The sequence below is a fragment of the Terrabacter sp. GCM10028922 genome (assembly GCF_042666095.1).
Taxonomy (GTDB): domain Bacteria; phylum Actinomycetota; class Actinomycetes; order Actinomycetales; family Dermatophilaceae; genus Terrabacter.
In genome coordinates this window covers 13131-39779 of the sequence record NZ_JBHTFG010000010.1, presented here as the reverse complement: position 1 = coordinate 39779, position 26649 = coordinate 13131, and the positions used below count along the sequence as shown (strand labels likewise).

Genomic DNA, 26649 nt, shown 5'->3' with positions numbered 1-26649 from the left:
GCGTCGGTGCTGCTGTTGTGGCTGATGGTGTGGAAGAGGTGGTCCTTGGCCTCGGCGAGGGCGGCTTCGATGAGGGCGCCGGCCTGCGCGGGGGCGTCGTAGCGCAGCCGGAACCGCCCGTCCGGGTCGACGCCCATGCTCAGGCGGGCGGGCTCGACCGGGTTCGGTGCAGCGTCCGGGTCGTCCGGGTCGGTCTCGGCGGGGAGCAGGTGGCCGTGCTCGTCGTGGCTGGCCGGCTGCAGGGTGAAGTCGTAGCGGGTGACGGAGCGTTGCAGCTGCGAGACGGTGGCGTGCTGGGCGAACTCGGCGACGGTCTGATCGAACGCGGCCGGGGTGTGCCGGGCCACGACGGCGGCCTGGTCCAGGCTGATCCGGCCCTGCCGCAGCGCCGCGGTGGTGGCGGGCAGCTCCGCGGCGCGTCGGGCCAGCAGCACGACCGCGGCCGCCTGCCCGCGCGACAGTCCGGCCCGCAGGGTCAGCCAGTGCTCCGGCGAGCGCAGCCCGGCGGCCTGCCAGGTGCCCTCGGCCAGGACGGTGGCGACGAAGTCGACGAGCCGGGCGTGCGCGTCGTGCAGGTCGGCGGCCAGGGACGCGACGTGGTCCCAGTCCTGCTCGATGGCTGCCTGGCTCATCCCCTGATCGTGCAGGTGTTCGAATGACAATGCAATGTTTTGAAAGACGCGCCTCCTCGGCGAGACGCGCCTAGCAGCCCGGACCGGTGATGGCCGAGTCCGCGGGTTAGCGTGGAGCCATGTCGGGCCAGCCGTACTGGGAGAGTCCCGTGGAGAAGCAGATCCGCGAGGCGCAGGAGCGTGGCGACTTCGACAACCTGCCGGGTGCGGGCAAGCCGCTCGACCTGAGTGACTCGGGTGACCCGGACTGGTGGGTCAAGCGGTTCGCCGAGCGCGAGAAGCTCGACCTCGGCGCCGCACTGCCGGGGGCCTTCGCGCTGCGCAAGGAGGCGGCCGGCTACCCCGAGTCGCTCGTCGACGTCCGCGCCGAGGAGCAGGTGCGCGAGATCCTCCAGGACTACAACAAGCGCGTCCTCGCAGATCGGCTCCGCCCGGCCATCGGCAACCTGCCGCCCGCCCTCGCCAAGACCATCGACGTCGACGAGATGGTCGCGCGCTGGCGGCCTCTGCGCGCCCAACGGGAGCAGGAGCAACGCCTGGCGCGCCAGCAGCGCGAGGCCGCTGCTGCCGCCACCGCCGCCGCTGAGCGCCAGACCAGCCGATCCTGGTGGGCGCGCCTGCTCGGTCGCGGCTGAGGCCCGACGCCGAGTTCCCCGGCCCACCTACCCAACGGGCCCGCGGCATGCCACGATCACGAGAGCCGTGACCCCGTCGCAAAGGTGCGCATGTCCACAGCCTCCGGACTCGAAGCGGCCCTGACTGCCTTCGAGGACCCCGCAGCCAAGGCCCGCGACCTGCTGCGCCTGCACCGCACCTGGGCGCACACGCACGAGGTGCCGGCCGGAGCCCGCGGAGTCGTGGCCCGCTCGTGGCTGCGGCAGACGCCGGAGGGCGACAAGACCTCGACCCCGATCTCCGACGCCGCCCTGCTCGCCCGGCGGGAGCGCTCCAAGCTCCTGGCCTCAGTCGTCCCGCTCCTCAAGGAGCGCCTCCTGCCGCTCGCGAACGAAGCCGGCAACGAGCTCGTCATCAGCGACGACGAGGGCTACCCGCTGTGGATGTTCGGCCCGTCGCCGGTGCGCCGCCGCAGCGACGGGCTCGGGTTCGTCGAGGGCGCCCGCTGGCGCGAGGGCGATGTCGGCACCAACGCACTGGGCACCGCGATGGAGGAGCGCCGCCCGGTCCAGATCTTCGGCCCGGAGCATGCGCGCGAGGACCAGCACGCCTGGGTCTGCACGAGCGCCCCGATCACCGACCGGCGCGCCCGCACCCCACTCGGCGTGGTCACGTTGAGCGGTGCCTTCCGCACGGCCCACCCGCACACCCTCATGCTCGTGACGATGGCGGTGCGCGAGGCGGTCGACACGCTGGCGGGGGAGCACGACCGGGACCTGCGCCGGGTCGCGCGCGCCAGCGAGCCGTATGCCGGCACGGGCCGTTTCGTCGTCGTCGACCGACACGGGTGGGTGGCGCGGGCGGAGGGCTACGGCGTCGGCGAGCGGGTGTGGGTGCCGAGTGGCCTGCGCGCCGGCTCGCTCTGGGTGCCCGACCTCGGGCAGGTCCTGGCCGAGCCGATCGCCGGCGGGTGGCTGCTCCACGAGGAGGCGGCGGCGTCCGTCACGCTCGAGGTCGTGCGACGCCCGACGCCCCGCCTGCTCGTGACGACCGACGGCGGCGTCGTCGACATCCCGCTCAGCGAGCGCCACGCCGAGATCGTCGCGCTCCTCGCCCAGCACCCGTCCGGCCTCGACACGGCAGCGCTGATGGCGCGGCTCGACGGCGCGACGACCCCGGTCACGATCCGGGCCGAGCTGTCGCGCCTGCGCAAGCGCCTGGGTGGGCTCATCGACAGCCGCCCCTACCGGCTCACCGCGCGCGCGACGGTGCGCCTCGACGCCACCTGACCGCACGGCAGACGTCGTCGGTGTGGTGACCGACTGCGCCCCGGCCTAGGGGCTGCGGTTCGGCCCAGGGACCGCCCGGCGAACGCCGTCGTCTGCAACGAAGCACAGTCTGTGCCACGAGGGTGGCCGGTCGGCTGCAACGTTCTGCAACTCTGTCGGCGGGCACCCGGCGCTCCTAACGTCACTCCATCGACCCACCACGTGGACAAAGGAGTTGGCGATGGGTGAGCAGCTGACGGCGACCGACTGGCTCGGGAGCCTCTCCGACGCTTTGGCCTCCGGCGACGTCGACCGGGTGACCGGTCTCTTCGGCGACGAGTGCTACTGGCGCGACCTGGTCAGCATGACGTGGAACATCCACACGTCGGAGGGCCGCGACGAGATCGGCGCGATGCTCGCGGGCGTGGACCCCGCCGCGTGGCCGACCGACATCGTCGCGACGTTGGAGACGGAGGGCGACGGCATCCGCGAGGCGTGGTTCACGTTCGGCAACGCCACCTTCACCGGCAAGGGCCACGTCCGCGTCCGTGACGGCCGGGCCTGGACGGTCCTCACGAGCGCCCAGGCCCTCAAGGACCACCCAGAGCCGTCCGGACGCCACCGCATCCGAGGTGCCGAGCACGGCGTCAACGTCTCGACCGAGAACTGGCTCGACCGGCGCGAGCAGCAGGTGGCGTCCTACGGGGTGGACGCCCAGCCCTATGTCCTCGTCGTGGGCGGCGGCCAGGGCGGCATCGGCCTCGCCGCCCGCCTCAAGCGGCTCGGCGTGCCGACCCTCGTCGTCGACAGGTACCCGCGGCCCGGCGACCAGTGGCGCAGCCGCTACCACTCGCTGTGCCTGCACGACCCGGTCTGGTACGACCACCTGCCCTACCTGCCGTTCCCCGACCACTGGCCCGTCTTCACCCCCAAGGACAAGATGGGCGACTGGCTCGAGAGCTACACGAAGATCATGGAGCTCGACTACTGGAGCAACACCGAGGCGACGTCGGCATCGTTCGACGAGGCCTCGGGCTCATGGACCGTCCACGTGACGCGCGACGGCCGCGAGGTCGTCCTCACGCCCGCGCACCTCGTGCTCGCGACCGGCATGAGCGGCATCGCGAACGTGCCCACGCTGCCCGGCCAGGACGTCTTCCGGGGCGACCAGCACCACAGCAGCAAGCACCCCGGCGGTGCCCGGTACGCCGGCAAGAAGGTCGTCGTCGTCGGGTCGAACAACTCGGCCCACGACATCTGTGCAGACCTGTGGCAGAACGGCGCCGAGCCGATCATGCTCCAACGCTCGAGCACCCACATCGTCAGGTCCGAGTCGCTGATGGACAAGGTCCTCGGCCCGCTGTACTCAGAGGAAGCCGTCGCGGGCGGCATCGACCACGAGACGGCCGACCTCGTGTTCGCGTCCATCCCCTACAAGATCCTGGCCGACTTCCAGCGCCCGGCCTTCGACGCGATCCGTGAGCAGGACGCAGACTTCTACGCCGCGCTCGAGGCGGCCGGCTTCGACCTCGACTTCGGCGACGACGACTCCGGTCTCTTCCTCAAGTACCTGCGGCGCGGTTCCGGCTACTACATCGACATCGGCGCCTCCGAGCTCGTCGCGAAGGGTGCGATCCGGCTCGTCCGCGGCCAGGTCGACCACCTCAGCGAGAACGCCGTCGTCCTCACGGACGGCACGCAGATCGAGGCCGATGCCGTCGTGTACGCGACCGGCTACGGCTCGATGAACGGCTGGGCGGCGCGCCTCATCAGCCAGGAGGTCGCCGACAAGGTCGGCAGGTGCTGGGGCCTCGGCTCCGACACGACGAAGGACCCGGGTCCGTGGCAGGGCGAGCTGCGCAACATGTGGAAGCCCACGCAGCAGGACCACCTGTGGTTCCACGGCGGCAACCTGCACCAGTCGCGGCACTACTCGCGCTACCTCGCGTTGCAGCTCAAGGCGCGCCTCGAGGGCATCGACACCCCTGTGTACGGCCTCGCCGAGACGCACCACCTGACCTGAGCGAAACGGTACGAAATGGACGGGTGCTGTTGGCCCACGCGCCACGTGGCGTCCCTAGCGTGAAGGGATGAGACCCAAGGCAGCACTCACGAGCCTCCTCGTCGTCAGCGCCCTGACCGTCGCCGCGGCCGCCGCCTCGGCCGCCCCGTCCACGCTCCCCACTCCGTCGACGGTGGCCGCGGCAGCTCCCGCCGCGGCCGCCGTGGACGGGGAGCGCGTGGTCCTCGCCGAGGACTTCAGCTCCGGTATGCCGTCCGGCTGGCGGTCCGTCGAGGGCGGGTGGGCCGTCGCCGACGGTCGGCTGCGCGGCACGAGCGTCGGTGGTCAGCTGAGCCGGATCACCTTCGGGCCGCACCTCGAGGCGTTCCGGTTCGAGGCGACGGTCCGCTTCGAGACGGTCGAGAACACGTCCCGATGGGCCGCGCTCGGGCTCGACCTCGCCGCCGACGGGTCGGTGCCGTGGTGGATCGCGACGATGCGAACCAACACCGTCGCACCGAACGGCCTCGAGTTCGCCGAGCGCACGGTCGCGAACGGGTGGAACGTCACCGACACGGCGGCCGCCCCGGCGGCCGCCGGCACCGGGCGCGACGTGAAGGTCAGGGTCGAGGTGCGCGGCAGCCGCGCCGCCTGGTACTTCGACGGCGTCAAGGTGATGGAGACCCGCCACCTCGTCCGCTCGGCGACCGGTGGCCTCGGTTTCGTCGTCAACGGCTCGGTCGTGACGTTCGACGACGTGGTGGTCACCGAGATCCCCAACACGGCGGACTCGCTGCTGCGTCAGCGTGGCGAGGACATGGCCGTCATCGCGCACCGCGGGTACTCCCAGGTCGCGCCCGAGGACACCATGGCGGCGTACGAGTCCGCTGCCCGCGCGGGTGCCGACTTCCTCGAGAACGACGTCCAGTCGACGGCCGACGGGGTGCCGATGATCCTCCACGACGACACGCTCGACCGCACGACCGACGGCACCGGACGCCTCGACGAGGCACAGTCGGCCGACGTGGCGAAGCTGGACGCGGGCTCGTGGTTCTCGCCGTTCTTCGCGGGGCAGCGGGTGCCGACGAGTGTCGCGATGCTCCAGCACGCCAAGGCCAAGGGCCGGCAGGTGCTGCTCGAGATCAAGGGGCCCGAGACGCGCACCGAGATCGAGCGCATCGTCAAGGAGGTCGGCGACACGTCGATGAGGGAGTCGACGGTGATCCAGAGCTTCGACCCCGAGATCCTGCGCACCGTGCACGGCATCGACCCGAGCCTGCGGCTCGGGCTGCTCCGGAGCACGCTCGACGCCGACCCGGTGGCCGCGGCGAGGTCGGCGTTCGCCGCGACGTACAACCCCGCGTGGACGGCACTCGCCGGCCGACCGGACGTCGTCGCGTCGCTCCACGCGGCGGGCATCGCGGTGCAGCCGTGGACGGTCGACGACCCGCGACAGTGGGACGCCATGGACCGCATGGGCGTCGACGGAGTCATCACGAACCGCGCCGGCGGGCTCATCGGCTGGCAGGCGGCGCGGGTCGCCCCGGCGAAGCCGACCGTGAAGGTGCTCGGCCCGGCCGCCGGTGCCGCGCTGACCCGCGGCGACCGGATCGTGCCGACGCTCGACGAGTCGGCTGCCGACGCGACCTCGGTGACCCTCGACGCGAGGGACGTGAAGGAGGGCATGCCCGTGGACGTCGACGGCCTGGCGCTCGGTGAGCACCGGCTGGCGGCCACCGCGACGGGCGCCGGTGGCACAGCGACCGACACCGTCACCGTGACGGTCGAGGCGACGCGGGAAGGGCTGCTCCACCTCGTCACCGACCCGCGTGTCCCCGCCGCGACAAGCCTCCAGCTCGTGCAGCAGGTGCTCAAGGGCGACTGGGCCAAGGTCGCCCGGCTCGCCCAGGCGGCGACGATGCCCGACGACCTGCGCCACCTCGTCGTCGGCGACGCGCAGGCGCTCGCGCGCGGCTGACCCACCCGGACGCGCTGCCGGTCCATGCTGGGCCGATGGACCGCCAGCGCGCCCTCCGTCGCCGCCTCGCCACGCAACGCCTCACGTCGGCACCGTTGCCGTCGGCGGCCGACGTGGTCCGCCTGCTCACGTGCGTCCAGTCGCAGGAGCGTGACCACTCCTTCTTCGCCCTCTCCCAGCGAAGCCGCGCCACCACGTATGCCGCCGTGCGGGCCGAGCACGACGCCGGCGCCTTCGTGCGCACCCACATCCTGCGCCCGACGTGGCACTACGTCGCGCCGGAGGACCTGCGCTGGATCCTCGCGCTCACGTCACCGCGCGTCGAGCAGCTCGAGCGGCCGTACCTGCGCAAGTTCGGCTACGACGAGCAGACGATCGGACGTGCCTTCGAGGTCGTCTCCGAGGCGCTCTCAGGGCGCAACGTGCTGACCCGCAAGGAGATCGGCGCGTTCCTGACCCGTGCGGGTCTTCTCAGCTCCGGTGAGGGGCTCGGCCACCTCCTCCTCCTCGCCGAGCAGCGCGCCCTCATCTGCGGGGGACCGGTCAAGGGCGCGCAGCACACCTACGGCCTCGTCGACGAGCTCGTCCCCGCGACTCCGGAGCGCACCCGGGACGAGGCGCTCGCCGAGCTGGCCCACCGGTTCTTCGCGGGGCACGGCCCGGCCTCGGTGAAGGACCTCAGCCGGTGGGCGTCGCTGACCGTCGCCGACGTGAGGCGTGGGCTGGCGGCGCTCGACGGCCGGCTCGACGAGGTCGACGTGGACGGCATACCCCACTGGTTCGACCCGTCCGTGCCGGCCCGCACGACCCGCGGCGACGCCGCCCACCTGCTCACGACGTACGACGAGGTGACGCTCACCTATCCGGCCGTGGGGTTCCCGTTCGCCCCCGGCGTGCCCGAGCCGGAGGAGTTCCCCTGGTACACCGCCGTCGTCGTGGACGAGACGCGCGTCGGCACGTGGCGATGCACGGTGGGACGGGACCGCGTCGTCGTCGAGACCCTGCTCGCCCCGGGCACGACACCTCGCCAGCGCGCCCTCGTCGACGACGCCGTGGAGCGGCTCGGCGCCTTCCACGGGCTCCCCGTGGAACGAGTCCGCGCCTGAGAGGTCCCCCGGCCCGGAACCGTCTCGTGGCCGGCCTTGTGGCTCAGCGCTCCTCGTGGCCGACGAAGCGGATCAGGTCGGCCACGGAGTCGACGACCCGGCTCGGCCGGTACGGGAAGCGCTCGATCTGTTCGCGCGACGTCGACCCGGTGAGCACGAGGACGCTGCGCAGGCCGGCCTCGAGACCGCTGATGATGTCGGTGTCCATGCGGTCCCCGACCATGATCGTGGTCTCCGAGTGGGCGTCGAGGCGGTTGAGGGCACTGCGCATCATGAGCGGGTTGGGCTTGCCCACGTAGTACGGCTGGCGTCCCGTGGCCGTGCTGATGAGCGCGGCCACCGAACCGGTCGCGGGCAGCTTGCCTGCTGGGCTGGGCCCGCTCGGGTCGGGGTTGGTCGCGATGAAGCGAGCGCCGTTGTCGATCAAGCGGATCGCGCGTGTGATCGACTCGAAGGAGTAGGTGCGCGTCTCACCGAGCACGACGTAGTCGGGGTTGCGCTCGGTCATGACGAAGCCGACGTCGTGCATGGCTGTCGTGAGGCCGGCCTCACCGACGACGTATGCCGACCCGCCCGGTCGCTGGTCGGCGAGGAACTGCGCCGTCGCGAGCGCTGAGGTCCAGATCGCGTCCTCCGGCACGTCGATCCCGCTGCCCATCAGGCGGGCTCGCAGGTCGCGAGGTGTGAAGATCGAGTTGTTCGTGAGGACGAGGAAGCGCTTGCCGGAGGCCTTGAGCGCCTCGACGAAGTCGGAAGCTCCAGGTATCGCGTCCTCCTCGTGGACGAGGACGCCGTCCATGTCGGTCAGCCAGGTCTCGACGGGGCGGTGGTGGGTCATGGGGACATTCTGTCGGCTGGCCGCGCCGCGCCGCGCCGCGCAGGGCTCAGGACGCGGACTGCGCGATGGCGAGGTCGACCCGGTCGGCGGTGAGCGCGTGCTGGATGACCATCGTCGCGGCGCCGATGACGCCGGCCTGGACCCCGGTCGTGGCCGGGACGATCTGCAGGACCCCCGTGGCGAGGGGGAGCGAGCGGCCGTAGACGACCTCGCGCACCCCGGCGATGAGGCTCTCGCCCGCCTGCACGAGCGAGCCGCCGATGACGATGACCGAGGGGTTGAGCAGGCTGACGCACGTGGCGAGCACCTCGCCGATGGTGCGACCGGCCTGGCGGACGGCCAGCGCCGCCGGGATGTTGCCACCCCGCACGAGCTCGACGATGTCGGTGTTGGACTCGGCGAGGATGTCGATCTGCTTGAGCGCCTTGGAGATCGCCGGTCCGCTGGCGACGGCCTCGAGGCACCCGGTGTTGCCGCAGGAGCAGAGGACCTCGGGCGCGTGGGGCGCGGCGACGTGGCCGAGGTCGCCGGCCGCGCCGACGGCACCGCGGTGCAGCCGGCCGCCGCTGATGATGCCCGCGCCGATACCGGTGGCGACCTTGACGAAGAGGAGGTGCTCGACGTCCGGGTGGGCCGTCGCGTGCTCGCCGAGAGCCATGATGTTGACGTCGTTGTCGACGAGGACCGGCACGTCGAAGTCGCGGCGCACGTGGGCCGGCACGTCGTAGCCGTCCCAGCCCGGCATGATCGGCGGGCGCATCGGCCGGCCGCTCGAGTGCTCGACGGGGCCGGGCACGCCGATCCCGATGCCGATGAGGTCGCGCGGCTCACGTCGGGCCTCGTCGAGCAGGCGGTGGGTCGTCGCGACCAGCCAGTCGAGGACCACCTCGGGTCCGTCGGTGATGTCGAGGCTCTCGGCGATCTCGCTGAGCGGGCGACCGCTGAGGTCGGTGAGGGCGACCCTTCCGTGCGTGGCGCCGATGTCTGCCCCGACGACGACGCGCGCCTCGGGGTTGAAGGCGAAGCGAACGGGCGGACGGCCGCCCGTGCTGGCAGCCTCGCCGCTCGGGGCGAGCAGCCCGGTCGCGAGCAGGGCGTCGACGCGTGCGCCCACGGTCGAACGGGCAAGGCCGGTGAGCTTGGCGAGCTCGGCCCTCGTGCGCGGCGTCTCGTCGCGGAGCAGCTGCAGCAGCTCGCCGGCTCCACTCGCGGCATACGCGGACGACGTCGACTCTGGGCGCACCCTTCAAGTCAAGCACACGCGGCTTCCGCCTGCCATGCACGCGGCTTTTTCATGTCGGCAGAAAACTTTTGCTTGACGCGCCGACAAAAGTGGGACACGGTGTGACGCATGGAATCTCGACGGCGAGATGCGGCCGACGCCCCGCTTCTGCGAATGACCAACGTGGTCAAGCGTTTTCCGGGGGTCGTTGCCCTGGGTGGCGTGGACCTCGACGTCCTGCCCGGTGAGGTGCACTGCCTGCTCGGCCAGAACGGCGCAGGCAAGAGCACGCTCATCAAGGTCCTCGCGGGAGTCCACGAGGCCGACGAGGGCTCCATCGAGTGGTCCGGCGAACGAGTGACGCTCCACCACCCGCAGGCCGCCATGGACCTCGGCGTCGCGACGATGTACCAGGAGCTCGACCTCGTCGAGGGCCTCACCGTCGCCGAGAACATCTTCCTGGGCCACGAGCCCACCCGCTTCGGCCTCTCGCAGCGCACGGCCGCCCGCAGGTCGGCCGCTGCCCTGCTGCGCCGGCTCGGCCACCCCGAGATCTCGCCGTCCGTCGAGGTCGGCACCCTCTCGGCTGCCTCGTGCCAGATCGTCAGCATGGCGCGAGCCCTGTCGCGCGATGCCCGCCTCATCATCATGGACGAGCCGTCCGCCGTGCTCGACGCCGGCGAGGTCGACCAGCTCTTCCGCGTCATCCGTGAGGTCACCGGCCAAGGCGTGGCGGTCGTCTACATCTCCCACCGCCTCGAGGAGATCCGCGAGATCGGCGACCGCGTCACCGTCCTCAAGGACGGCCGGACCGTCGCCACCGGCCTCGACGCCAAGACGACGCCGACGCAGGAGCTCATCCGCCTCATGACCGGCCGCTCCATCGAGTACGTGTTCCCGCCCAAGCCCGAGGTGGTCACCGACGCCGAGCCCGTGCTCCGCGTCGAAGGCCTCGCCCGCGCCGGGGAGTTCGCTGCCGTGTCCTTCGACGTGCGGCCCGGAGAGGTGGTCGGCCTGGCCGGCCTCGTCGGGTCGGGGCGCTCCGAGATCGTCGAGACGATCTTCGGCGCACGACGGGCCACGAGCGGCACCGTCCGCGTCGGCGGCAAGGTCGTGCGACCGGGCTCCGTGGCGGCCGCCGTCGCCGCCGGCATCGGCTTGTGCCCGGAGGAGCGCAAGAGCCAGGCCCTCGTCCTCGGCGCCTCGCTCGCCTCCAACATCACGCTCGCGACCCTTCCGCGCTTCTCACGCGGTGGGCTCCTCGACGGCTCCGCCGAGGTCGAGGCCGCCGAAGAGCTGCTCGAGTCGCTCGACGTGCGACCTCGTGGCGTCCACCGCGAGTCCCGCACGCTCTCCGGCGGCAACCAGCAGAAGGTCGTCCTCGCCCGCTGGCTGCTCCGCGGCTGCAAGGTGCTGCTGCTCGACGAGCCCACGCGCGGCGTCGACGTCGGCGCCCGGTCCGAGATCTACGCCCTGATCCGTCGCCTCACCGACGACGGCGTCGCCGTCGTCGTCGTCTCGAGCGAGATCCCCGAGGTCCTCGGGCTCGCCAACCGGGTGCTGGTCCTCGCCGACCGCACCGTCCGTCACGAGGGCCCGGCCGACGAGCTCGACGAGCACGCCGTCCTCGACATCATCCTGAAGGGAGACGCGGCATGAGCGCCGACGTCACGAAGGCCGACCACACGCCGGGCGAACCCGTCGCCGGGGTAGGTGAGGGGGCCCCGGCGACGGGCACCGCCCCACACCCGAGCGGCCCGCCCGTCGGGGGCGTCGCGGCCGTACGCCAGGGGGGCCTCGCCGGGTTTCTGAGCAGCCCGGCCGGACGCAGCGCCGGGCTCGTCATCGCGCTCGTGCTGCTCGTCGTCGTCGGCATCATCACCGCCGGTGACCGGTTCGCCAGCCCCGACAACGCACTGACGATCCTGCGCCTCGGCGCGACGATCGGCGTCGTCAGCGTCGGAATGACCTTCGTCATCTCCGGCGGTGGGATCGACCTGTCGGTGGGCGCGATCGTCGCGCTCTCCTCGGTCTGGGCCACGACCGTCGCGACCCAGACGATGGCCGCCGACTACCACTGGGTCGTCATGGTGTTCGCCGCTGTCGCGGTCGGCGCCGCGTGCGGACTCGTCAACGGCGTCCTCGTGGCCTACGGCCGGATAGCGCCCTTCATCGTCACCCTCGCGATGCTCGCCGCCGCCCGCGGGCTCGCAGAGCTCATCGCCAAGCGCCGCACGCAGATCGTCCGCGAGCGCGGCTTCATCGACTTCTTCGGCGGCAGCGTCCTCGGCATCCCCGTCCTCGTCATCATGTTTGCCATCGTCGCGGCCATCGGCTGGGTCCTGCTGAACCGCACGACGTTCGGCCGACGCACGCTCGCGATCGGTGGCAACCCGGAGGCGGCACGGCTCGCCGGCATCCGTGTCCAGCGCCAGACGATGTACCTCTACATCCTGCTCGGTATCGCGTGCGGTATCGCGGCCGTCATGATCATGGCCCGCACGACGACCGGCACCTCGACCCACGGGCAGCTCTACGAGCTCGACGCCATTGCCGCGGTCGTCATCGGCGGCACGCTCCTGTCGGGCGGGCGCGGCACGGTCGTCGGCACCGTGCTCGGCGTCCTCATCTTCACGACCCTGAGCAACGTCTTCACGCTCAACAACCTCGACACGTCGACGCAGGCGGTGGCGAAGGGGGCGATCATCGTCGCCGCCGTCCTGCTCCAGCAGCGGGTCTCCCGCGCCAGGTCGACCTAGCCGCGCACCGGTCGACGGCGTCTCCAGCACGACACAGCAGCACCACTCACCGCACCACCCCTCTTTCGCTCACCTAGGAGTCAGCGTGTCCGCATCACTTCCCCGCACGACCCAGCGCGTCGCCGTCCTGGCGATCACCATGAGCGCGGCGCTCGTCGCCGCCGGTTGCACGAGCAACGACCCGGTCACGACTCCCGCCGCCTCGACCAAGCAGGCGGGCGGCAACGCCGCGAGCGACAACGACGCCCCGGGCGACAAGGTCGTCATCGGCTTCTCGGGCCCGGCCGCCGACCACGGCTGGCTCGGCGCCATCAACAGCGCCGCGCAGGCGGAGGCCAAGAAGTTCAGCGACGTCGAGCTCAAGGTCGCCGAGGGCACCAACGACGCGAGCCTGCAGATCAGCCAGATCGAGACCTTCATCAACGACAAGGTCGACGCCATCGTCCTGCTGCCGACCGACGGGGCCGCCCTCACCGAGGTCGCGACGAAGGCCATGAATGCCGGCATCCCCGTCATCAACGTCGACCGCGAGTTCTCCAGCCCGTTCGCCGCGCGCGCCACGATCCTCGGCGACAACTACGGCATGGGCGTCTCCGCCGGCACCCACGCCTGCAAGCTCGTCAAGGACAAGAACCTCACCAACCCGGTCATCACCGAGATCGCCGGCATCGACGCGCTCCCCCTGACGCAGGACCGCAGCAAGGGCTTCGCCGACGCCCTCAAGGCGTGCGACCAGACCGTCGACAACCGCGTCGCCGCCGAGTTCACGGTCGAGTCCGGCAACCGGCAGGCCGCCAACCTGCTCCAGGCCGCGACGAAGATCGACATCCTCTGGAACCACGACGACGACCAGGGTGTCGGCGTCATGGCCGCCCTCGACCAGGCCAACCGCCACGAGATGGCCTTCATCGGTGGCGCCGGCTCGGCCAACGCGATGCGCTGGATCCAGGAGGGCAAGATGGAGGCGACCGTCCTCTACCCGCCGACCCAGGCGGCCGACGGCATCAAGCTCGCGCGCCTCATCGCCCAGGACAAGGGCATCAGCGACCTCGTCCAGGTCGAGGTGCCGCGACGCATCGTCCTCAACGCCCCCGTGGTGACCAAGGAGAACGTCGCCGAGTACCTCCCGCTCGGCTTCGAGTCCTGACCGGCCGGCGCCCGCGCCCAGGGGGCGCGGGCGCCCACGCCCTCAGTGACCGCCACGACCGCCAGCGGCACCACCACCACGTTCGGATGTGAGGACGTCATGACCACACCCAGCAAGCCCACCCTCGGGGTCGGGATGATCGGCTACGCCTTCATGGGCCGAGCCCACTCCCAGGCCTGGCGCAACGCCCGCAGCTACTTCGACGTGCCCGCCGCGCCGGAGCTCGTCGCGGTCGCCGGGCGCAACGAGGCCGCGGCCCGCGACACCGCGGACCGGTTCGGCTGGGCCGGGGTCGAGACCGACTGGCGCCGGCTGCTCGAGCGTGACGACATCGACATCATCGACATCTGCACGCCGGGCGACACGCACGCCGAGATCGCCGTCGCGGCACTCGAGGCCGGCAAGCACGTCCTCTGCGAGAAGCCGCTCGCCAACTCCGTCGAGGAGGCCGAGACCATGGTGCGTGCCGCCGAGCGCGCCCGGGAGCGCGGCATCCGCTCGATGGTCGGCTTCACCTACCGGCGCGTGCCGGCCATCGCGTACGCACGACAGCTCGTCGCCGAGGGCCGGCTGGGGCGCATCCTCCACGTGCGCGGTGCCTACCTCCAGGACTGGCTCGTCGACCCGGAGTCACCGCTGACGTGGCGTCTCCAGAAGGAGCGGGCCGGCTCGGGTGCGCTCGGCGACATCGGCGCCCATATCGTCGACCTCGCGCAGTTCGTCACCGGCGAGAGCCTCACGGGCGTCTCGGCCCTCACCGAGACGTTCGTGCGCGAGCGTCCTGTCGCCGACCCCGCGACGCTCGCCACAGGCGGCATCAGCGCCGCGGCCGCGCGCAACGGTGCCAGGACCACCGGGCCTGTCACGGTCGACGACGCTGCGGTCCTCGTGTCGCGGCTGAGCGGCGGCGCCCTCGCGACCTTCGAGGCGACCCGGTTCGCCAACGGTCGCAAGAACGCGATCCGCTTGGAGATCAACGGAACCGACGGGTCGCTCGCGTTCGACTTCGAGGACATGAACGTCCTGCACGTCTTCGACGGCACCACGCCGAGCCGCGACGCCGGCTTCACCCGAGTGCTCGTCACTGAGTCCGACCACCCCTACGTGGCGTCGTGGTGGCCGCCCGGACACGTGCTCGGCTACGAGCACGGCTTCACCCACCAGGCGGTCGACCTGCTCACCGCCATCGCCGAGGGCCTCGACCCCCGGCCCACCTTCTCCGATGGGCTCCAGGTGCAGCGGATCCTGTCGGCCGTCGAGACGAGCGCGGAGCGGGAGGGGTCCTGGACCCCGATCGACGGGGCCCGCGCAGCGTCCTCGGCAATGTCCTGACCGCGCGGAGGAGCGTCCGACCTCACTTGTCCTGAAAGGAGATTCGGCACCACCCCGCACGTCCAGTCTCTGTCACCCCCTGAAGGAGCAAGCCCTCATGCACCACGACAACGACGTCAACCCGCTCAAGCTGGCCAAGGGTCTCGGCCTCAACCGTCGGCAGTTCATGGCCGCCACGACGGGCATGGCCGCAGCCGCCGCCGTGACCGTGGCCGGCGCCGGGACCGCCGTCGCCTCGACCGCCAGCGGAGTGGTCGTACCGCCCGGCAAGCGCGGCATCATCCTCTACACCGTCCGTGACGCCATCTCGCGCGACCCGTCCACGAGCCCGTACGCGTCGGGCTTCAAGGCGGTCTTCGAGGAGCTCGGGCGCATCGGCTACAAGCAGGTGGAGTTCGCCGGCTACAACCAGAACGCGAACGCCCCCGGTGGCAACGTCAACAACGTCGCCGGCGCGCAGCTGCTGCGCACCTGGCTCGACGACAACGGGCTCGAGGCCGAGGGCAACCACGGCTCGATCCCGTCGGTCATCAACGACACGACGCTCGCGGCGTTCGACGCGGCGTGCGAGACCGCCAACATCCTCGGCATGCAGCACATCGGCACGGGCAGCGACCCGACCGGCAGTGCCTACGTCGCGGACTGGGCCGCGGCCGCCGAGCGCTGGAACCTCCTCGGCGCGCGTGCGGCCTCGCACGGCCTCAAGCTCTACACGCACAACCACGACATCGCGTACAGCTTCCTGCTCGACAGCGGCCCGCTGGACGACCTGGGGCGGCCGACCCGTTCGTCCGGCGTCCGGCGCCTCGAGTACTTCCTGGCCAACACGGACCCGGAGTACGTCTACCTCGAGATGGACATCTTCTGGGCGCACGTGGCCAAGTTCAAGCACACGGCATACACGGCTCCCGACGGCACGGCGGTCAGCTCGATCTTCAACCCGCTCGGCGTCGTCCAGGCCCAGCCCATCCGGTTCCCGCTCTTCCACGCGAAGGACGGCGACTACCAGCCGGAGACGGCGAACGGCTACGCGATGGTGCCCTTCGGCACGGGCGACATCGACTACAGGACGTTCCTCAGCCAGACCGGGGCCCAGGGCTACCACAACCCGATGTACGAGCAGGACAACGCTCCCGGCGGCGCGACGAACCCCGGCCAGTCGCTGGAGTTCGCGCGGACCAGCTACACCAACATGGCTGCCCTGCGCGGCTGACACGAAGAAAACCACCGGGCCCCGGGGAGTGCATGTGCCGTTGCAGCGGCGCACTTCCCGGGGACCGGCTTCGCCCGTCTCTGTCAAGAAGGACGTACCGATGAATGCTACAAGTCCTGCCAGGGGACGGAGGGCGGTTGCGGCAACAGCAGCCGCCGTCCTCACCCTGTCCACCCTGGGCGGTGTCCTCGCGACGCCCGCCCTCGCGCACGACGGTGTCGACCACGGCGCCGAGCCGGCCCTCGACTGGTCCAACTACGAGAAGATCACGCTGACCAAGGACACCGGTGAGCCGATCGACCTCGCCGTGCTGCCGGACCGCCGGGTGCTCACGACAGCCCGCAACGGCGAGGTACGCCTCGTCGACCCCGACTCCGGCGTCACCAAGGTCGTCAACACCGTCCCGGTCTACAACAACTCCGAGGACGGCCTCCAAACCGTGACCCTCGACCCCGACTTCGCGACGAACAAGTGGGTCTACCTCTACTACGCGCCGCGCACGATGACGGCGCCGTACCCGACGTCGACGCCGACCGGCTCGGCGCCGAACAGCCTCCCCGCCGGGGCCGACGCGTCCTACTGGGACCAGTGGAAGGGCTACAACCAGCTGAGCCGCTTCAAGTGGGACGACTCAGCCGACAAGATCGACCTGGCGACCGAACAGGTCATCCTCAAGGTCGAGACGCAGCGTGGCCAGTGCTGCCACGTCGCCGGTGACGTCGACTTCGACGCCGACGGCAACCTCTACCTCTCGACCGGCGACAACACGCCCGCGAGCACCCCCGGGGCCAACGGCTTCGCCCCGAACAACGACGCGCCCGGAATGAACCCCGGCTTCGACTCACGCCGCGGCGCCGGCAACACGAACGACCTGCGCGGCAAGATCCTGCGCATCAAGGTCCAGGGAGACGGCAGCTACACCATCCCGTCTGGCAACCTCTTCCCGGACGGCACGGCCCAGACGCGTCCCGAGATCTTCGCCATGGGGCTGCGCAACCCGTTCCGCATGGACGTGGACCCCGCGACCAACTCGGTGACGTGGGGGGACTACGGCCCCGACGCCGGCGCGCCCGACCCGCAGCGCGGCCCGATGGGCTACGTCGAGTGGATGACGACCGCCATCACCAAGCCGGTCAACGGCGGCTGGCCGTACTGTCACGGCCCGAACGCCGACTACAACGAGTGGAACTACGCCACCGCGACCCCCGGGCCGTGGTTCGACTGCGACGCCGGTGCACAGAACAACTCGCGCTGGAACACCGGTCTGCCGACCGTCCCGCCGGCCACGACCGCCACGCTCTACTACGGCGACAACAACACCCACCAGCCGTGGCCCGAGCTGACCGACTTCTCGCCGGCGGGCGGCCAGGGACCCATGGGCGGTCCGGTCTACCACTTCGACGCGGACAACCCGTCGACGACGAAGTTCCCGGCGTACTGGGACAGCAAGGCGTTCTTCGCCGAGTTCTCGCAGGACTATCTCGCGGTCTTCGACGTGCAGTGGCCGAACGGACCCGTCGACCACATCCAGCACTTCCTGCCCAACGCCGCGCTCGAGACGAACGGCCAGCCGATCACGGACAGCCCGATCGACATCGAGTTCGGCCCGGACGGCTCGCTCTACGTCCTGGACTACGGTGACGGCTTCTTCCGGGCCAATCCCGACGCGGGCCTCTACCGGATCGACTACTCGCCCGGCAACAAGGCCCCGCAGGCCAAGATCTCGGCCGACCCGATCAGCAGCAGCAGCGCTCCGCTGACCGTCCAGTTCGACGGCACCGACTCGGTCGACCCTGAGGGCGCGGCCCTGACGTACGAGTGGGACTTCGACGGCAACGGCACGTTCGACGCCACCGGCGCCGAGGCGAGCTTCACCTACAGCGAGCTCGGCCGGTACACGGCCCGCCTGCGCGTCACCGACCCGGAGGGACGCCGTGGCCTGACGAGCACGTCGATCAGCGTCGGCAACGTCGCACCCACCGTCACCATCGCGAACCCGCCGAGTGGCGCGTTCTTCGACTGGGGTCAGGCCGTGCCGTTCACCGTCACGACCTCCGACCCCGAGGACGGCACCGCGACCGTGTGCTCGCGCGTCTCGTGGACCTTCGGTCTCGGGCACGACGCGCACGCCCACCCGCTCAGCCAGGGCACCGGATGCCAGTTCGCGATCCCGACCCCGGCCGATGCGACGCAGCACGGCGAGACGGAGAACATCTTCGGCGTCGTCGTCATCACCTACACCGACAACGGGGCGAACGGCCTGCCCGGTGCGACGACGACCGAGCAGCTCGTCCTCAACCCGAAGAAGCAGGAGGCTGAGTGGGCCGACGCGACCGAGGGCGTCGAGCTGACGAACGACGACACCGCGAGCGGCCTGCGCAAGGTCACCTCGTTCGACACCGGCGACTGGCTGGCCTGGGACCCGGCGAACCTCGTCGGCGTCACGGGTGTGACCGCTCGGGCGAGCGGCTCGGGCACCCTGTCGCTGCGGTGGAACTCGCCGACGGCGACGCCGTTCGGCACGATCGCCGTCGACGGCTCGGGCTGGACGGACGCGGCAGCGACCCTGACGTCGACGCCCACCGGCACCGGTCGCCTGTACGTCACGTCGACCGGCGGGGTCGTGCTCGACTCGTTCGCCTTCGTCGGTGACGGGGTCGCCGACGTCACGGCCCCGGCCGTCTCCGCGACGCTGAACCCGGCGGCGCCGAACGGTGCGAACGGGTGGTACACGAGCAACGTCACCGTGACGGTCAACGCGACCGACAACGGCACGGTCGCCTCCCGCCAGCGGTCCACCGACGGTGGGGCCACCTGGGTCAGTGCCAACACGGCACTGACGGTCGGGGCCGATGGCACGACCACCGTGCTCTACCGCGCGACCGACAACGGCGGCAACGTCAGCGAGGTCGGCTCGGTGACGGTCAGGCTCGACAGGACGCAGCCCGCGATCACGGTCTCCGGCGTCACCGACGGTGCCTCCGTCGGCAACGCGGGCGACGCCTCGTGGACGGCGACCGACGCGACGAGCGGCCTCGACACCGTCTCGGCCACCGTGGACGGCACAGGCGTCGCGGCGGACCAGCCGCTGGCCCTGTGGAAGCTCTCGCTGGGCAGCCACACCCTCGTCGTCACGGCGAAGGACAAGGCCGGCCTCGTCCGCACGACCACGACGACGTTCACCACGACGACGTCGCTGGCCGAGCTCACGAAGCTCACCGAGCGCCTGGCCCGTGAGGGCCTCGTGACGCGGACCGGAGAGACCCTCCTGGAGAAGCGCCTGCAGCAGGCCGCGAAGAACGTTGCGTCCGGTCGGAAGGACGCCGCGATCTCGCAGCTGCAGGAGTTCGTCGTGCTCGCGAAGTCGGCCGGCAACGTGTCCGACACGACGGCGTCCGCTGCGCTGCAGCGCGACGCCAACGCGGTCATCGCCTCGCTGCGCTGACCGTCCCGGTGCCCGGCGGCGGGACCCATCCCTCCCGCCGCCGGGCCACCGGCCCCACCACCTGAACTCACGAGGAGAACGAGAGACATGACCGACGAACGAACCGGACTGTGGCTGGTCGGGGCGCGTGGTTCGGTGGCCACGACCGTGGCGACCGGCCTGGCACTCATCACGGCGGGCGGTGCCGGGACCGATGGCCTCGTCACCGAGCAGACCGACCTCGCCGGTCTCGGTCTCGTCGCCCTCGACGGCATCGTCATCGGCGGTCACGACGTCGCCGAGGTGCCGCTCGCCAAGCGGGCCGCCCAGCTCGCCGACGCCGGGGTGATCCCGCACGATGCCCTCGGGCTCGTGTCGGACCAGCTCGACCGCGACTGCTCCCGCATCCGCATCGGCTACCGCGAGGGCGCCGAGTCCCAGCAGGCTGCCGTCGTGCGTCTCGCCGCCGACGTCCGCGCCTTCGCGGAGGCCGAGTCGCTGGCGCGGGTCGTCGTCGTGAACGTCAGCTCGACCGAACCGGTCGTGGACGCCGACCCCGCCCACGAGTCCCTCGGCGCGCTCGAACGCGCTTGGGCCGCAGGCGAGTCGCCGCTGCCGCCGAGCGCGGTCTACGCGGCGGCTGCCTTCATGGCCGGCGCAGCCTTCATCGACTTCACCCCCTCGACGGGGGCCAGGCTCCCGGCCCTCGACGAGCTGGCCGAACGCCATGGCGTGCCCTGGGGCGGCAGCGACGGCAAGACGGGCGAGACGCTCGTGAAGTCGGTCCTCGCCCCGATGTTCGCTGCCCGCTCGCTCCGCGTCCGCTCGTGGGCCGGCACGAACCTGCTCGGCGGCGGCGACGGAGCCACCCTCGCCGACCCGCAGGCCATGGAGAGCAAGGCGCGCAGCAAGGCCCGCGGCCTCGAGGCGATGCTCGGCCACCCCGTCGACGGCCCCGTGCACATCGACAACATCGCCGACCTCGGCGACTGGAAGACGGCGTGGGACCACCTCACGTTCTCCGGGTTCCTCGGCACGCGCATGTCGATGCAGTTCACGTGGCAGGGCTGCGACTCGAGCCTTGCGGCGCCTCTCGTCATCGACCTCGCCCGCCTCGCCGACCTCGCGCTGCGACGCGGCGAGGTCGGCCCGCTGCCCGCGCTCGGCTTCTTCTTCAAGGACCCCGTCGGCTCGGACGAACACCGCCTGTTCGAGCAGCACCGAGCCCTGACGGAGTGGGCGACGGCGTCGTGACCCCGATGCGTGACCTCATCGAGCTGGTGCGGGCGCCGGCCGCCCTCACGGTGCCCGGGGACACGCTCGCCGGCGCGGCGAGCGCGGGCTGGCCGGCGGGCGCACGCTCGGCCGGACTGCCGCTCGCCTCGACGTGCCTCTACTGGGCGGGCATGGCGCTCAACGACTGGGCCGACCGCCGCGTCGATGCCGTCGAGCGGCCGGAGCGGCCGATCCCCTCCGGCCGGGTCCCCGCGTCGACGGCCCTCGCCGTCGCCGGCGGCCTCACCGCAGCCGGGATCGCCGTCGCCGCCGCTTCCGGCGGTCGCCGGTCCGCCGGGACCGCTGCCGTGCTCGCTGCGGCCGTGTGGGCGTACGACCTCTCCCCGAGGCGGGGGGCGATCAGCGTGGCGACGATGGCCTCGACCCGTGGCCTCGACGTCCTGCTCGGCGCCAGCGCGGGGGGCGCGCCGGCCCTGAGGCGGGCGGCCGCACCCGCGGCCCTCGTCACCCTGCACACCGCCGGCGTGACCGCGCTCAGCCGCGGTGAGGTGCACGGCGGCTCGATGGCCGTGGCCCGGGCGTGCGTGGCCGCGACGACCGTGGTCGGGGCCGTGTCGGCGCTGCGGCCCGCCACCCGACGTGGGACCCGGGGAGCGCTCGGCGCCGCCGTCTCGGTCGCCCTCACCGGGTGGTATGCCGTCAGCGTCGTCCGCGCCCAGCTGGCCGCCGCGCGCACGCCGGACGCACCGACGGTCCGGCGGGCCACCGGCGCCGGCATCCGGGGACTCGTTCCCCTCCAGGGGGCAGCGCTCGCCGCGGCCGGCCACCACGGGCTCGCCCTGGGGCTCGCGGCATCGGCGCCGGCCGGCGCCTACGCGATGAAGCGGGTGTCGGCGACATGAGCCTGCGCTTCGGCTACGGCCTCAACGGCTTCACCGACCACCGGCTGGAGGACGCCCTCGCCCTGCTCGCCGACCTCGGCTACGACGGTGTCGCGCTGACGCTCGACCACGCTCACCTCGACCCGTTCGCGCACCACCTGCCCGCGCGCACCGCCCGGGTCGCGTCCCTGCTCGCCCGCCACCGTCTCGACGTCGTCGTGGAGACGGGCGCCCGGTACGTCCTCGACGCGCGTCGCAAGCACGAGCCGACGCTGGTCTCGGAGTCGGGACGCGAGCGACGGATCGACTTGTTGGAAAAGGCGATTCGCGCGGCCGCGGACGTCGGCTCGCCGGTCGTGTCCTTCTGGAGCGGCATCGCACCGCGTGGAAGCGCCCGCGAGGAGCTCTGGTCGCGCGTCGAGGCGGGTGTGACGGCCCTGCTCCCGGTCGCCGAGGCGCACGGCGTCGACCTCGCTCTCGAGCCGGAACCCGGCATGTTCGTCGAGCGGATCTCCGACGTGGTCGAGCTGCGCCGCCGGCTCGGCGACCCCGACCGGCTGCGGCTGACCGTAGACGTCGGCCACCTGCGCTGCACCGAGGACGCCGACCCGGCGGCCTGCGTGCTCGGCGCCGGCGACCTGGTCGCCAACGTGCAGATCGACGACATGCGCCGCGGCGTGCACGAGCACCTGCCCCTCGGTGAGGGTGAGGTCGACTTCCCACCCGTCCTGGCTGCGCTCGCGGCCGTCGAGTTCGAGGGGCTCATCGCCGTCGAGCTGCCGCGCCACTCGCACGCCGCCCCGACGCTCGCCGCGTCGAGCCTCGACTTCCTGCGCGACGCCGAACGGCGCTCCCAGACCGCACCCCAGGAGGTGGCCGGATGAGCCCCACCACGACGGATGACGTGCTCGCGCAGGTCGCGAGCGACCCCGACACGATCGAGCGCCACTTCGCGGCCGCCGCGCGGGTCGCGGCGCGTGAGGGACGCGACGGCGACGCTGCACGCGAGGCACTGCTCCTGGCGCTGCCGGGCCGGGCTGTCGAGGTCGTCGCCCGACTCATGAGTCTCTATGAGCACGGTGACGCAGCCGAGCGCCGGGCCGTGCTCCTCGCCCTGCCGGCGCTCGACGCGCCCCACCGGCCTTCACCGATCGGCGACGCCGCCCTGCCCGTCGTGCGGGATGCCTTGCGCACCAACGACACCCGGCTCGTCGCGGCAGCGCTCGGGCCGTATGCCGCCGCCCACCTCGACGACGACGCGTGGCGTCAGGCAGTGCTCAAGGTGCTCTTCACCGGTATCCCGGTGGAACACGTCGCCGGCCTCGCCGAACGCGCGGACGACGAGCTGGCCCGCATGGTGCGCGACTACGCCGCCGAGCGCGAGGCTGCCGGACGCGTCGTACCACCGGACGCCCGCACCGTGCTCGCGCTCGCCCAGGCCCGGTGTCGGCCTGCCACCCGTCCCGACCGAGCCGACTGAGGAGCCGCCGTGCGCATCTTCGACCCCCACATCCACATGACCTCCCGTACGACCGACGACTACGTGCGGATGTACGCCGCCGGTGTCCGGGCCGTCGTGGAGCCGTCGTTCTGGCTCGGCCAGCCGCGCACGAGCGTCGGCTCGTTCTGCGACTACTTCGACTCGCTGCTCGGCTGGGAGCCGTTCCGCGCATCGCAGTACGGCATCGTGCACCACGCGACGATCGGCCTCAACCCCAAGGAGGCCAACGACGCCCGCTGCCGCGAGGTGCTCGACGTGCTGCCGCGCTACCTCGCCAAGGACGGCGTCGTCGCGGTCGGCGAGCTCGGCTACGACTCGATGACGCCCGAGGAGGACGACGTCTTCGCCGCCCAGCTGGCCCTCGCCGCCGAGCACGAGCTGCCTGCCCTCGTGCACACGCCGCACCGCGACAAGCTGGCCGGCACGCGCCGCACCCTCGACGTCGTCCGAGAGTCGGACCTCGAGCCGGGTGCCGTCCTCGTCGACCACCTCAACGAGGTGACCGTCGGGGTCGTCGCCGAGTCGGGCTGCTGGATGGGCTTCTCGGTCTACCCCGACACGAAGATGGACGAGCACCGCATGGTCGAGATCCTGCGCCGGTTCGGGCTCGACCGGATGATCGTCAACTCGGCCGCCGACTGGGGCAACAGCGACCCGCTCAAGACCGTCCACGTGGCCGAGGCGATGCTCACCGCGGGCTACACCGACGACGACGTCGACCGCGTGCTGTGGCGCAACCCGGTCGAGTTCTACGGCCAGAGCGGCCGACTCGAGCTTCCTGATACCGGGCTGCGGGACAGCGAGGAGGCCGAGCTGGTCGGTGCGGGCGAGACGTTCATGGGCAGCTCCGTGCTCCGCGGCGCGAGGGACTGAGCCGTGCGCCTGGTCCATGCCGACGGTCAGACCGTCCACGTCGCGTACTGCACGAACGTCCACCCGGGGGAGGACCTCGACACGGTCATCGAGCAGCTCGACCGCTTCGCCGTGCCCGTACGCCGTCACCTCGGAGCCGACGTGCTCGGCCTCGGCCTGTGGCTCAGTGCGCCGGTCGCGCGTGAGCTCGCGGGTGACCCGCGGCAGGTGGACCGGCTCCGGGCCGCGCTGGACGCGCGTGCCCTCGAGGTCGTCACGCTCAACGGCTTCCCGTACCGCGGCTTCCAGGAGGAGGTCGTCAAGCACCGCGTGTACCACCCCGACTGGACCGAGCCGGCGCGACTGACGTACACGACGGACCTCGCCGAGGTGCTCGCACGGCTGCTGCCCGACGACGCCGCCCGCGGCAGCATCTCGACCCTTCCGCTCGGCTGGCGACACCCCTGGTTCGGTGACCGGCAGGTGCTCGCGGCGGAACAGCTCGACCGGCTCGCCGACCACCTCCACGCCCTCCGAGACCGCACGGGGCGCGAGATCCGCGTGGGCGTCGAGCCGGAGCCCGGCTGCGTCATCGAGACGACGACCGAGCTCGTCGACCGGATGGCCGGCTGGGACGAGGAGGTGCTCGGCGTGTGCCTCGACCTGTGCCATCTCGCCGTCGGCTTCGAGGACGCCGCGGTCGCGGTGCCGCGACTGTCCGCGGCCGGCCGCCGCGTCGTCAAGGCGCAGGTGTCCGCGGCGCTCCACGTCGAGCACCCCGCCGCCGACGCGACCCGCGACGCCCTCGCCGCCTTCGACGAGGACCGGTTCCTGCACCAGGTGCGTGCCTGCGGCGAGCACGGCCAGCTCCGCGCGCGCGACGACCTCGGCGAGGCGCTCGGCGGTCGACGGCCGCTCGACCCGGCGCCCGGCGGGACGGAGCAACCGTGGCGCGTCCACTTCCACGTCCCCCTGGACCACGCGCCTGAACCGCCTCTGGCCGCGACGACGGCTGAGCTGCGTTCCTCGCTCGGCGTCCTCGTCGGCGGCGACACCGCGCTGACCGACCACCTCGAGGTCGAGACGTACACGTGGTCGGTCCTGCCCCAGGCCGTCCGGCCCACCGACGACGCTGCTCTCGCCGCGAGCATCGCCGGCGAGCTGGCCTGGCTTCGCGACACCCTCATCGACCTCGGCCTCAAGGAGCCAGCATGACGAAGGTTCTTCTGCTCGACGTCGTCGGGCTGACCCCCCGGGCGCTCGCCGACATGCCGCGCCTGCGCCGCCTCGCCAGGTCCGGCTGGCAGAGCTCGCTCGAGACGGTCCTGCCCGCCGTCACCTGCTCGGTGCAGTCGACCATGCTCACCGGGCGCCCGCCCGCCGAGCACGGCGCCGTCGGCAACGGGTGGTACTTCCGCGACCTCGGAGAGGTCTTCCTGTGGCGCCAGCACAACGCGCTCGTCGAGGGGGAGAAGGTGTGGCATGCGCTGCGCCGCGCCCACCCGGGCGCCCGCGTGGCCAACGTCTGCTGGTGGTACGCCATGGGCGCCGACACCGACAGCGTCGTCACACCGCGCCCGATCTACCACGCCGACGGACGCAAGTCGCCGGACTGCTACACGCGCCCGCCGGCCCTGCACGACAGGCTCGTCGACCGGCTCGGCCCGTTCCCGCTCTTCCACTACTGGGGCCCGACCGCGTCGATCGCGTCGTCACGCTGGATCGTCGAGGCCACCCGGATGCTGCTGCCCGAGCACGACCTGACACTCGCCTACGTGCCGCACCTCGACTACGACCTGCAGCGGTTCGGCCCGGAGTCGCCCCAGGCCAGGGCCGCCGCGCGCGAGCTCGACGCCGTGCTCGCCCCGCTCCTCGACGACGCCGAGCGTCTCGGCATCAGCGTCCTCGTCGTCAGCGAGTACGGCATCACGGCCGTCGACCGACCCGTCGACGTCAACCGCGTGCTGCGCCGGGCGGGCCTGCTCGAGGTCCACACCCAGGCCGGGATGGAGTACCTCGACCCGTGGACGTCGGAGGCGTTCGCCGTCGCCGACCACCAGGTCGCCCACGTCTACGTCAGGGACCCCGGCCGTGTCGCCGAGGTGCGCACCCTGCTGGCCGCCACCCCGGGCGTCGAGCAGGTGCTCGACCGGGCCGGCCAGGCGGCACACGGCCTCGACCACGAGCGCAGCGGGGACCTCGTCGTCGTCGCGGAGCCGCGCGCGTGGTTCACGTACTACTACTGGCTCGACGACGCGAGGGCCCCCGACTTCGCCCGCGGCGTCGAGATCCACCGCAAACCCGGGTACGACCCGGCCGAGCTGTTCTTCGACCCCGCCGACCGCTCCGCCAAGGCGCGTGCGGGTCTCGGGCTCGTCCGCAAGAAGCTCGGCCTGCGGTATGCCATGCGCGTCGTCCCGCTCGACCCGCGGTGGGTGCGCGGCAGCCACGGTCGCCTGCCCGACGACCCGATGGACGGCCCCGTCGTCATCGGCTCCGACGCGGCCCTCCGGCGTGAGAGCGTGACGGCAGCGGATGTCCACGACCTCGTCCTCGAGGCGGCGGGCGTCGCCGTCGCCGAGCCCGCCCCCTGAAACCCGCCCACCGACCCTCGACCACCCACAGCAGCAGCCCACCGCAGCA

21 protein-coding genes are annotated in these 26649 nt (G+C 72.0%); 18 read left to right on the top strand and 3 right to left on the bottom strand.

Annotated elements, in window-relative coordinates; translation table 11 throughout:
* A partial coding sequence (locus ACFQU3_RS10900) for a DUF222 domain-containing protein (RefSeq protein WP_385909605.1) occupies positions 1-632 on the bottom strand: 632 nt, incomplete at its 3' end.
* Between the two features lie 119 nt (positions 633-751).
* Between ACFQU3_RS10900 and ACFQU3_RS10895 the strand changes: the two genes are divergently transcribed.
* From ACFQU3_RS10895 to ACFQU3_RS10875, 5 genes are all read left to right on the top strand, one after another.
* On the top strand, positions 752-1267 hold the full coding sequence (locus tag ACFQU3_RS10895) for a DUF1992 domain-containing protein (protein ID WP_385909603.1): 516 nt from the start codon (positions 752-754) through the stop codon (positions 1265-1267).
* Positions 1268-1357: 90 nt separating this feature from the next.
* Positions 1358-2536, top strand: a complete 1179-nt coding sequence (locus ACFQU3_RS10890) for a transcriptional regulator (protein ID WP_385909601.1) — start codon at positions 1358-1360, stop codon at positions 2534-2536.
* Between the two features lie 220 nt (positions 2537-2756).
* On the top strand, positions 2757-4538 hold the full coding sequence (locus tag ACFQU3_RS10885) for an NAD(P)/FAD-dependent oxidoreductase (RefSeq protein WP_385909599.1): 1782 nt from the start codon (positions 2757-2759) through the stop codon (positions 4536-4538).
* Between the two features lie 67 nt (positions 4539-4605).
* Positions 4606-6495 (top strand): glycerophosphodiester phosphodiesterase, encoded by a 1890-nt coding sequence (locus ACFQU3_RS10880; RefSeq protein ID WP_385909597.1) that lies wholly within the window; start codon positions 4606-4608, stop codon positions 6493-6495.
* Positions 6496-6530: 35 nt separating this feature from the next.
* On the top strand, positions 6531-7601 hold the full coding sequence (locus tag ACFQU3_RS10875; protein ID WP_385909595.1) for a winged helix DNA-binding domain-containing protein: 1071 nt from the start codon (positions 6531-6533) through the stop codon (positions 7599-7601).
* Positions 7602-7644: 43 nt separating this feature from the next.
* Here the strand turns inward: ACFQU3_RS10875 and ACFQU3_RS10870 are convergent, their stop codons facing one another.
* On the bottom strand, positions 7645-8439 hold the full coding sequence (locus tag ACFQU3_RS10870) for an HAD-IIA family hydrolase (RefSeq protein ID WP_385909593.1): 795 nt from the start codon (positions 8437-8439) through the stop codon (positions 7645-7647).
* A 46-nt stretch (positions 8440-8485) separates the two neighbouring features.
* A complete protein-coding gene (locus tag ACFQU3_RS10865) occupies positions 8486-9682 on the bottom strand; it encodes an ROK family protein (RefSeq protein ID WP_385909591.1) in 1197 nt (398 codons plus the stop codon).
* 153 nt (positions 9683-9835) lie between these two features.
* Between ACFQU3_RS10865 and ACFQU3_RS10860 the strand changes: the two genes are divergently transcribed.
* The 13 genes from ACFQU3_RS10860 (at position 9836) to ACFQU3_RS10800 (ending at position 26600) form a co-directional block, all read left to right on the top strand.
* On the top strand, positions 9836-11320 hold the full coding sequence (locus tag ACFQU3_RS10860) for a sugar ABC transporter ATP-binding protein (RefSeq protein ID WP_385909589.1): 1485 nt from the start codon (positions 9836-9838) through the stop codon (positions 11318-11320).
* A complete protein-coding gene (locus ACFQU3_RS10855) occupies positions 11317-12420 on the top strand; it encodes an ABC transporter permease (protein WP_385909587.1) in 1104 nt (367 codons plus the stop codon). The genes ACFQU3_RS10860 and ACFQU3_RS10855 overlap by 4 nt, the downstream gene beginning before the upstream one ends.
* 85 nt (positions 12421-12505) lie before the next feature.
* Positions 12506-13567, top strand: coding sequence for a substrate-binding domain-containing protein (locus ACFQU3_RS10850; RefSeq protein WP_385909585.1), 1062 nt, complete (start codon positions 12506-12508; stop codon positions 13565-13567).
* A gap of 99 nt (positions 13568-13666) precedes the next feature.
* Positions 13667-14899, top strand: a complete 1233-nt coding sequence (locus ACFQU3_RS10845) for a Gfo/Idh/MocA family protein (RefSeq protein ID WP_385909583.1) — start codon at positions 13667-13669, stop codon at positions 14897-14899.
* A gap of 97 nt (positions 14900-14996) precedes the next feature.
* A complete protein-coding gene (locus ACFQU3_RS10840) occupies positions 14997-16112 on the top strand; it encodes a sugar phosphate isomerase/epimerase family protein (protein ID WP_385909581.1) in 1116 nt (371 codons plus the stop codon).
* A 100-nt stretch (positions 16113-16212) separates the two neighbouring features.
* Entirely contained in the window at positions 16213-19557 is a 3345-nt protein-coding gene (locus ACFQU3_RS10835) for a PQQ-dependent sugar dehydrogenase (RefSeq protein WP_385909579.1), read from the top strand.
* Positions 19558-19644: 87 nt separating this feature from the next.
* On the top strand, positions 19645-20790 hold the full coding sequence (locus ACFQU3_RS10830) for an inositol-3-phosphate synthase (RefSeq protein WP_385909577.1): 1146 nt from the start codon (positions 19645-19647) through the stop codon (positions 20788-20790).
* Between the two features lie 5 nt (positions 20791-20795).
* Positions 20796-21674, top strand: a complete 879-nt coding sequence (locus tag ACFQU3_RS10825) for an SCO3242 family prenyltransferase (protein ID WP_385909575.1) — start codon at positions 20796-20798, stop codon at positions 21672-21674.
* Complete coding sequence (locus ACFQU3_RS10820) at positions 21671-22537, top strand: sugar phosphate isomerase/epimerase family protein (RefSeq protein WP_385909573.1); 867 nt, start codon at positions 21671-21673, stop codon at positions 22535-22537. Before ACFQU3_RS10825 ends, ACFQU3_RS10820 begins: the two co-directional genes overlap by 4 nt.
* On the top strand, positions 22534-23133 hold the full coding sequence (locus tag ACFQU3_RS10815) for an EboA domain-containing protein (RefSeq protein ID WP_385909571.1): 600 nt from the start codon (positions 22534-22536) through the stop codon (positions 23131-23133). The genes ACFQU3_RS10820 and ACFQU3_RS10815 overlap by 4 nt, the downstream gene beginning before the upstream one ends.
* A gap of 9 nt (positions 23134-23142) precedes the next feature.
* Positions 23143-24027 carry a TatD family hydrolase gene (locus tag ACFQU3_RS10810; protein WP_385909569.1) on the top strand — a complete coding sequence of 295 codons (885 nt, stop codon included), beginning with the start codon at positions 23143-23145 and terminating at the stop codon, positions 24025-24027.
* Positions 24028-24030: 3 nt separating this feature from the next.
* Positions 24031-25221 carry a metabolite traffic protein EboE gene (eboE, locus tag ACFQU3_RS10805; protein ID WP_385909567.1) on the top strand — a complete coding sequence of 397 codons (1191 nt, stop codon included), beginning with the start codon at positions 24031-24033 and terminating at the stop codon, positions 25219-25221.
* Positions 25218-26600, top strand: a complete 1383-nt coding sequence (locus ACFQU3_RS10800) for an alkaline phosphatase family protein (protein WP_385909565.1) — start codon at positions 25218-25220, stop codon at positions 26598-26600. The genes eboE and ACFQU3_RS10800 overlap by 4 nt, the downstream gene beginning before the upstream one ends.
* Positions 26601-26649: the final 49 nt, after the last annotated feature.

Excerpts from the sequence above, each read along its gene's own strand:
- ACFQU3_RS10855 (WP_385909587.1), top strand. The coding sequence starts at position 11,317 with ATGAGCGCCGACGTCACGAAGGCCGACCACACGCCGGGCGAACCCGTC.
- ACFQU3_RS10835 (WP_385909579.1), top strand. The coding sequence starts at position 16,213 with ATGAATGCTACAAGTCCTGCCAGGGGACGGAGGGCGGTTGCGGCAACA.
- ACFQU3_RS10890 (WP_385909601.1), top strand. The coding sequence starts at position 1,358 with ATGTCCACAGCCTCCGGACTCGAAGCGGCCCTGACTGCCTTCGAGGAC.
- ACFQU3_RS10845 (WP_385909583.1), top strand. The coding sequence starts at position 13,667 with ATGACCACACCCAGCAAGCCCACCCTCGGGGTCGGGATGATCGGCTAC.
- ACFQU3_RS10880 (WP_385909597.1), top strand. The coding sequence starts at position 4,606 with ATGAGACCCAAGGCAGCACTCACGAGCCTCCTCGTCGTCAGCGCCCTG.
- ACFQU3_RS10815 (WP_385909571.1), top strand. The coding sequence starts at position 22,534 with ATGAGCCCCACCACGACGGATGACGTGCTCGCGCAGGTCGCGAGCGAC.
- ACFQU3_RS10820 (WP_385909573.1), top strand. The coding sequence starts at position 21,671 with ATGAGCCTGCGCTTCGGCTACGGCCTCAACGGCTTCACCGACCACCGG.
- ACFQU3_RS10825 (WP_385909575.1), top strand. The coding sequence starts at position 20,796 with ATGCGTGACCTCATCGAGCTGGTGCGGGCGCCGGCCGCCCTCACGGTG.
- ACFQU3_RS10860 (WP_385909589.1), top strand. The coding sequence starts at position 9,836 with ATGACCAACGTGGTCAAGCGTTTTCCGGGGGTCGTTGCCCTGGGTGGC.
- ACFQU3_RS10840 (WP_385909581.1), top strand. The coding sequence starts at position 14,997 with ATGCACCACGACAACGACGTCAACCCGCTCAAGCTGGCCAAGGGTCTC.
- ACFQU3_RS10800 (WP_385909565.1), top strand. The coding sequence starts at position 25,218 with ATGACGAAGGTTCTTCTGCTCGACGTCGTCGGGCTGACCCCCCGGGCG.
- ACFQU3_RS10885 (WP_385909599.1), top strand. The coding sequence starts at position 2,757 with ATGGGTGAGCAGCTGACGGCGACCGACTGGCTCGGGAGCCTCTCCGAC.
- ACFQU3_RS10870 (WP_385909593.1), bottom strand. The coding sequence starts at position 8,439 with ATGACCCACCACCGCCCCGTCGAGACCTGGCTGACCGACATGGACGGC.
- ACFQU3_RS10830 (WP_385909577.1), top strand. The coding sequence starts at position 19,645 with ATGACCGACGAACGAACCGGACTGTGGCTGGTCGGGGCGCGTGGTTCG.
- ACFQU3_RS10875 (WP_385909595.1), top strand. The coding sequence starts at position 6,531 with ATGGACCGCCAGCGCGCCCTCCGTCGCCGCCTCGCCACGCAACGCCTC.
- ACFQU3_RS10895 (WP_385909603.1), top strand. The coding sequence starts at position 752 with ATGTCGGGCCAGCCGTACTGGGAGAGTCCCGTGGAGAAGCAGATCCGC.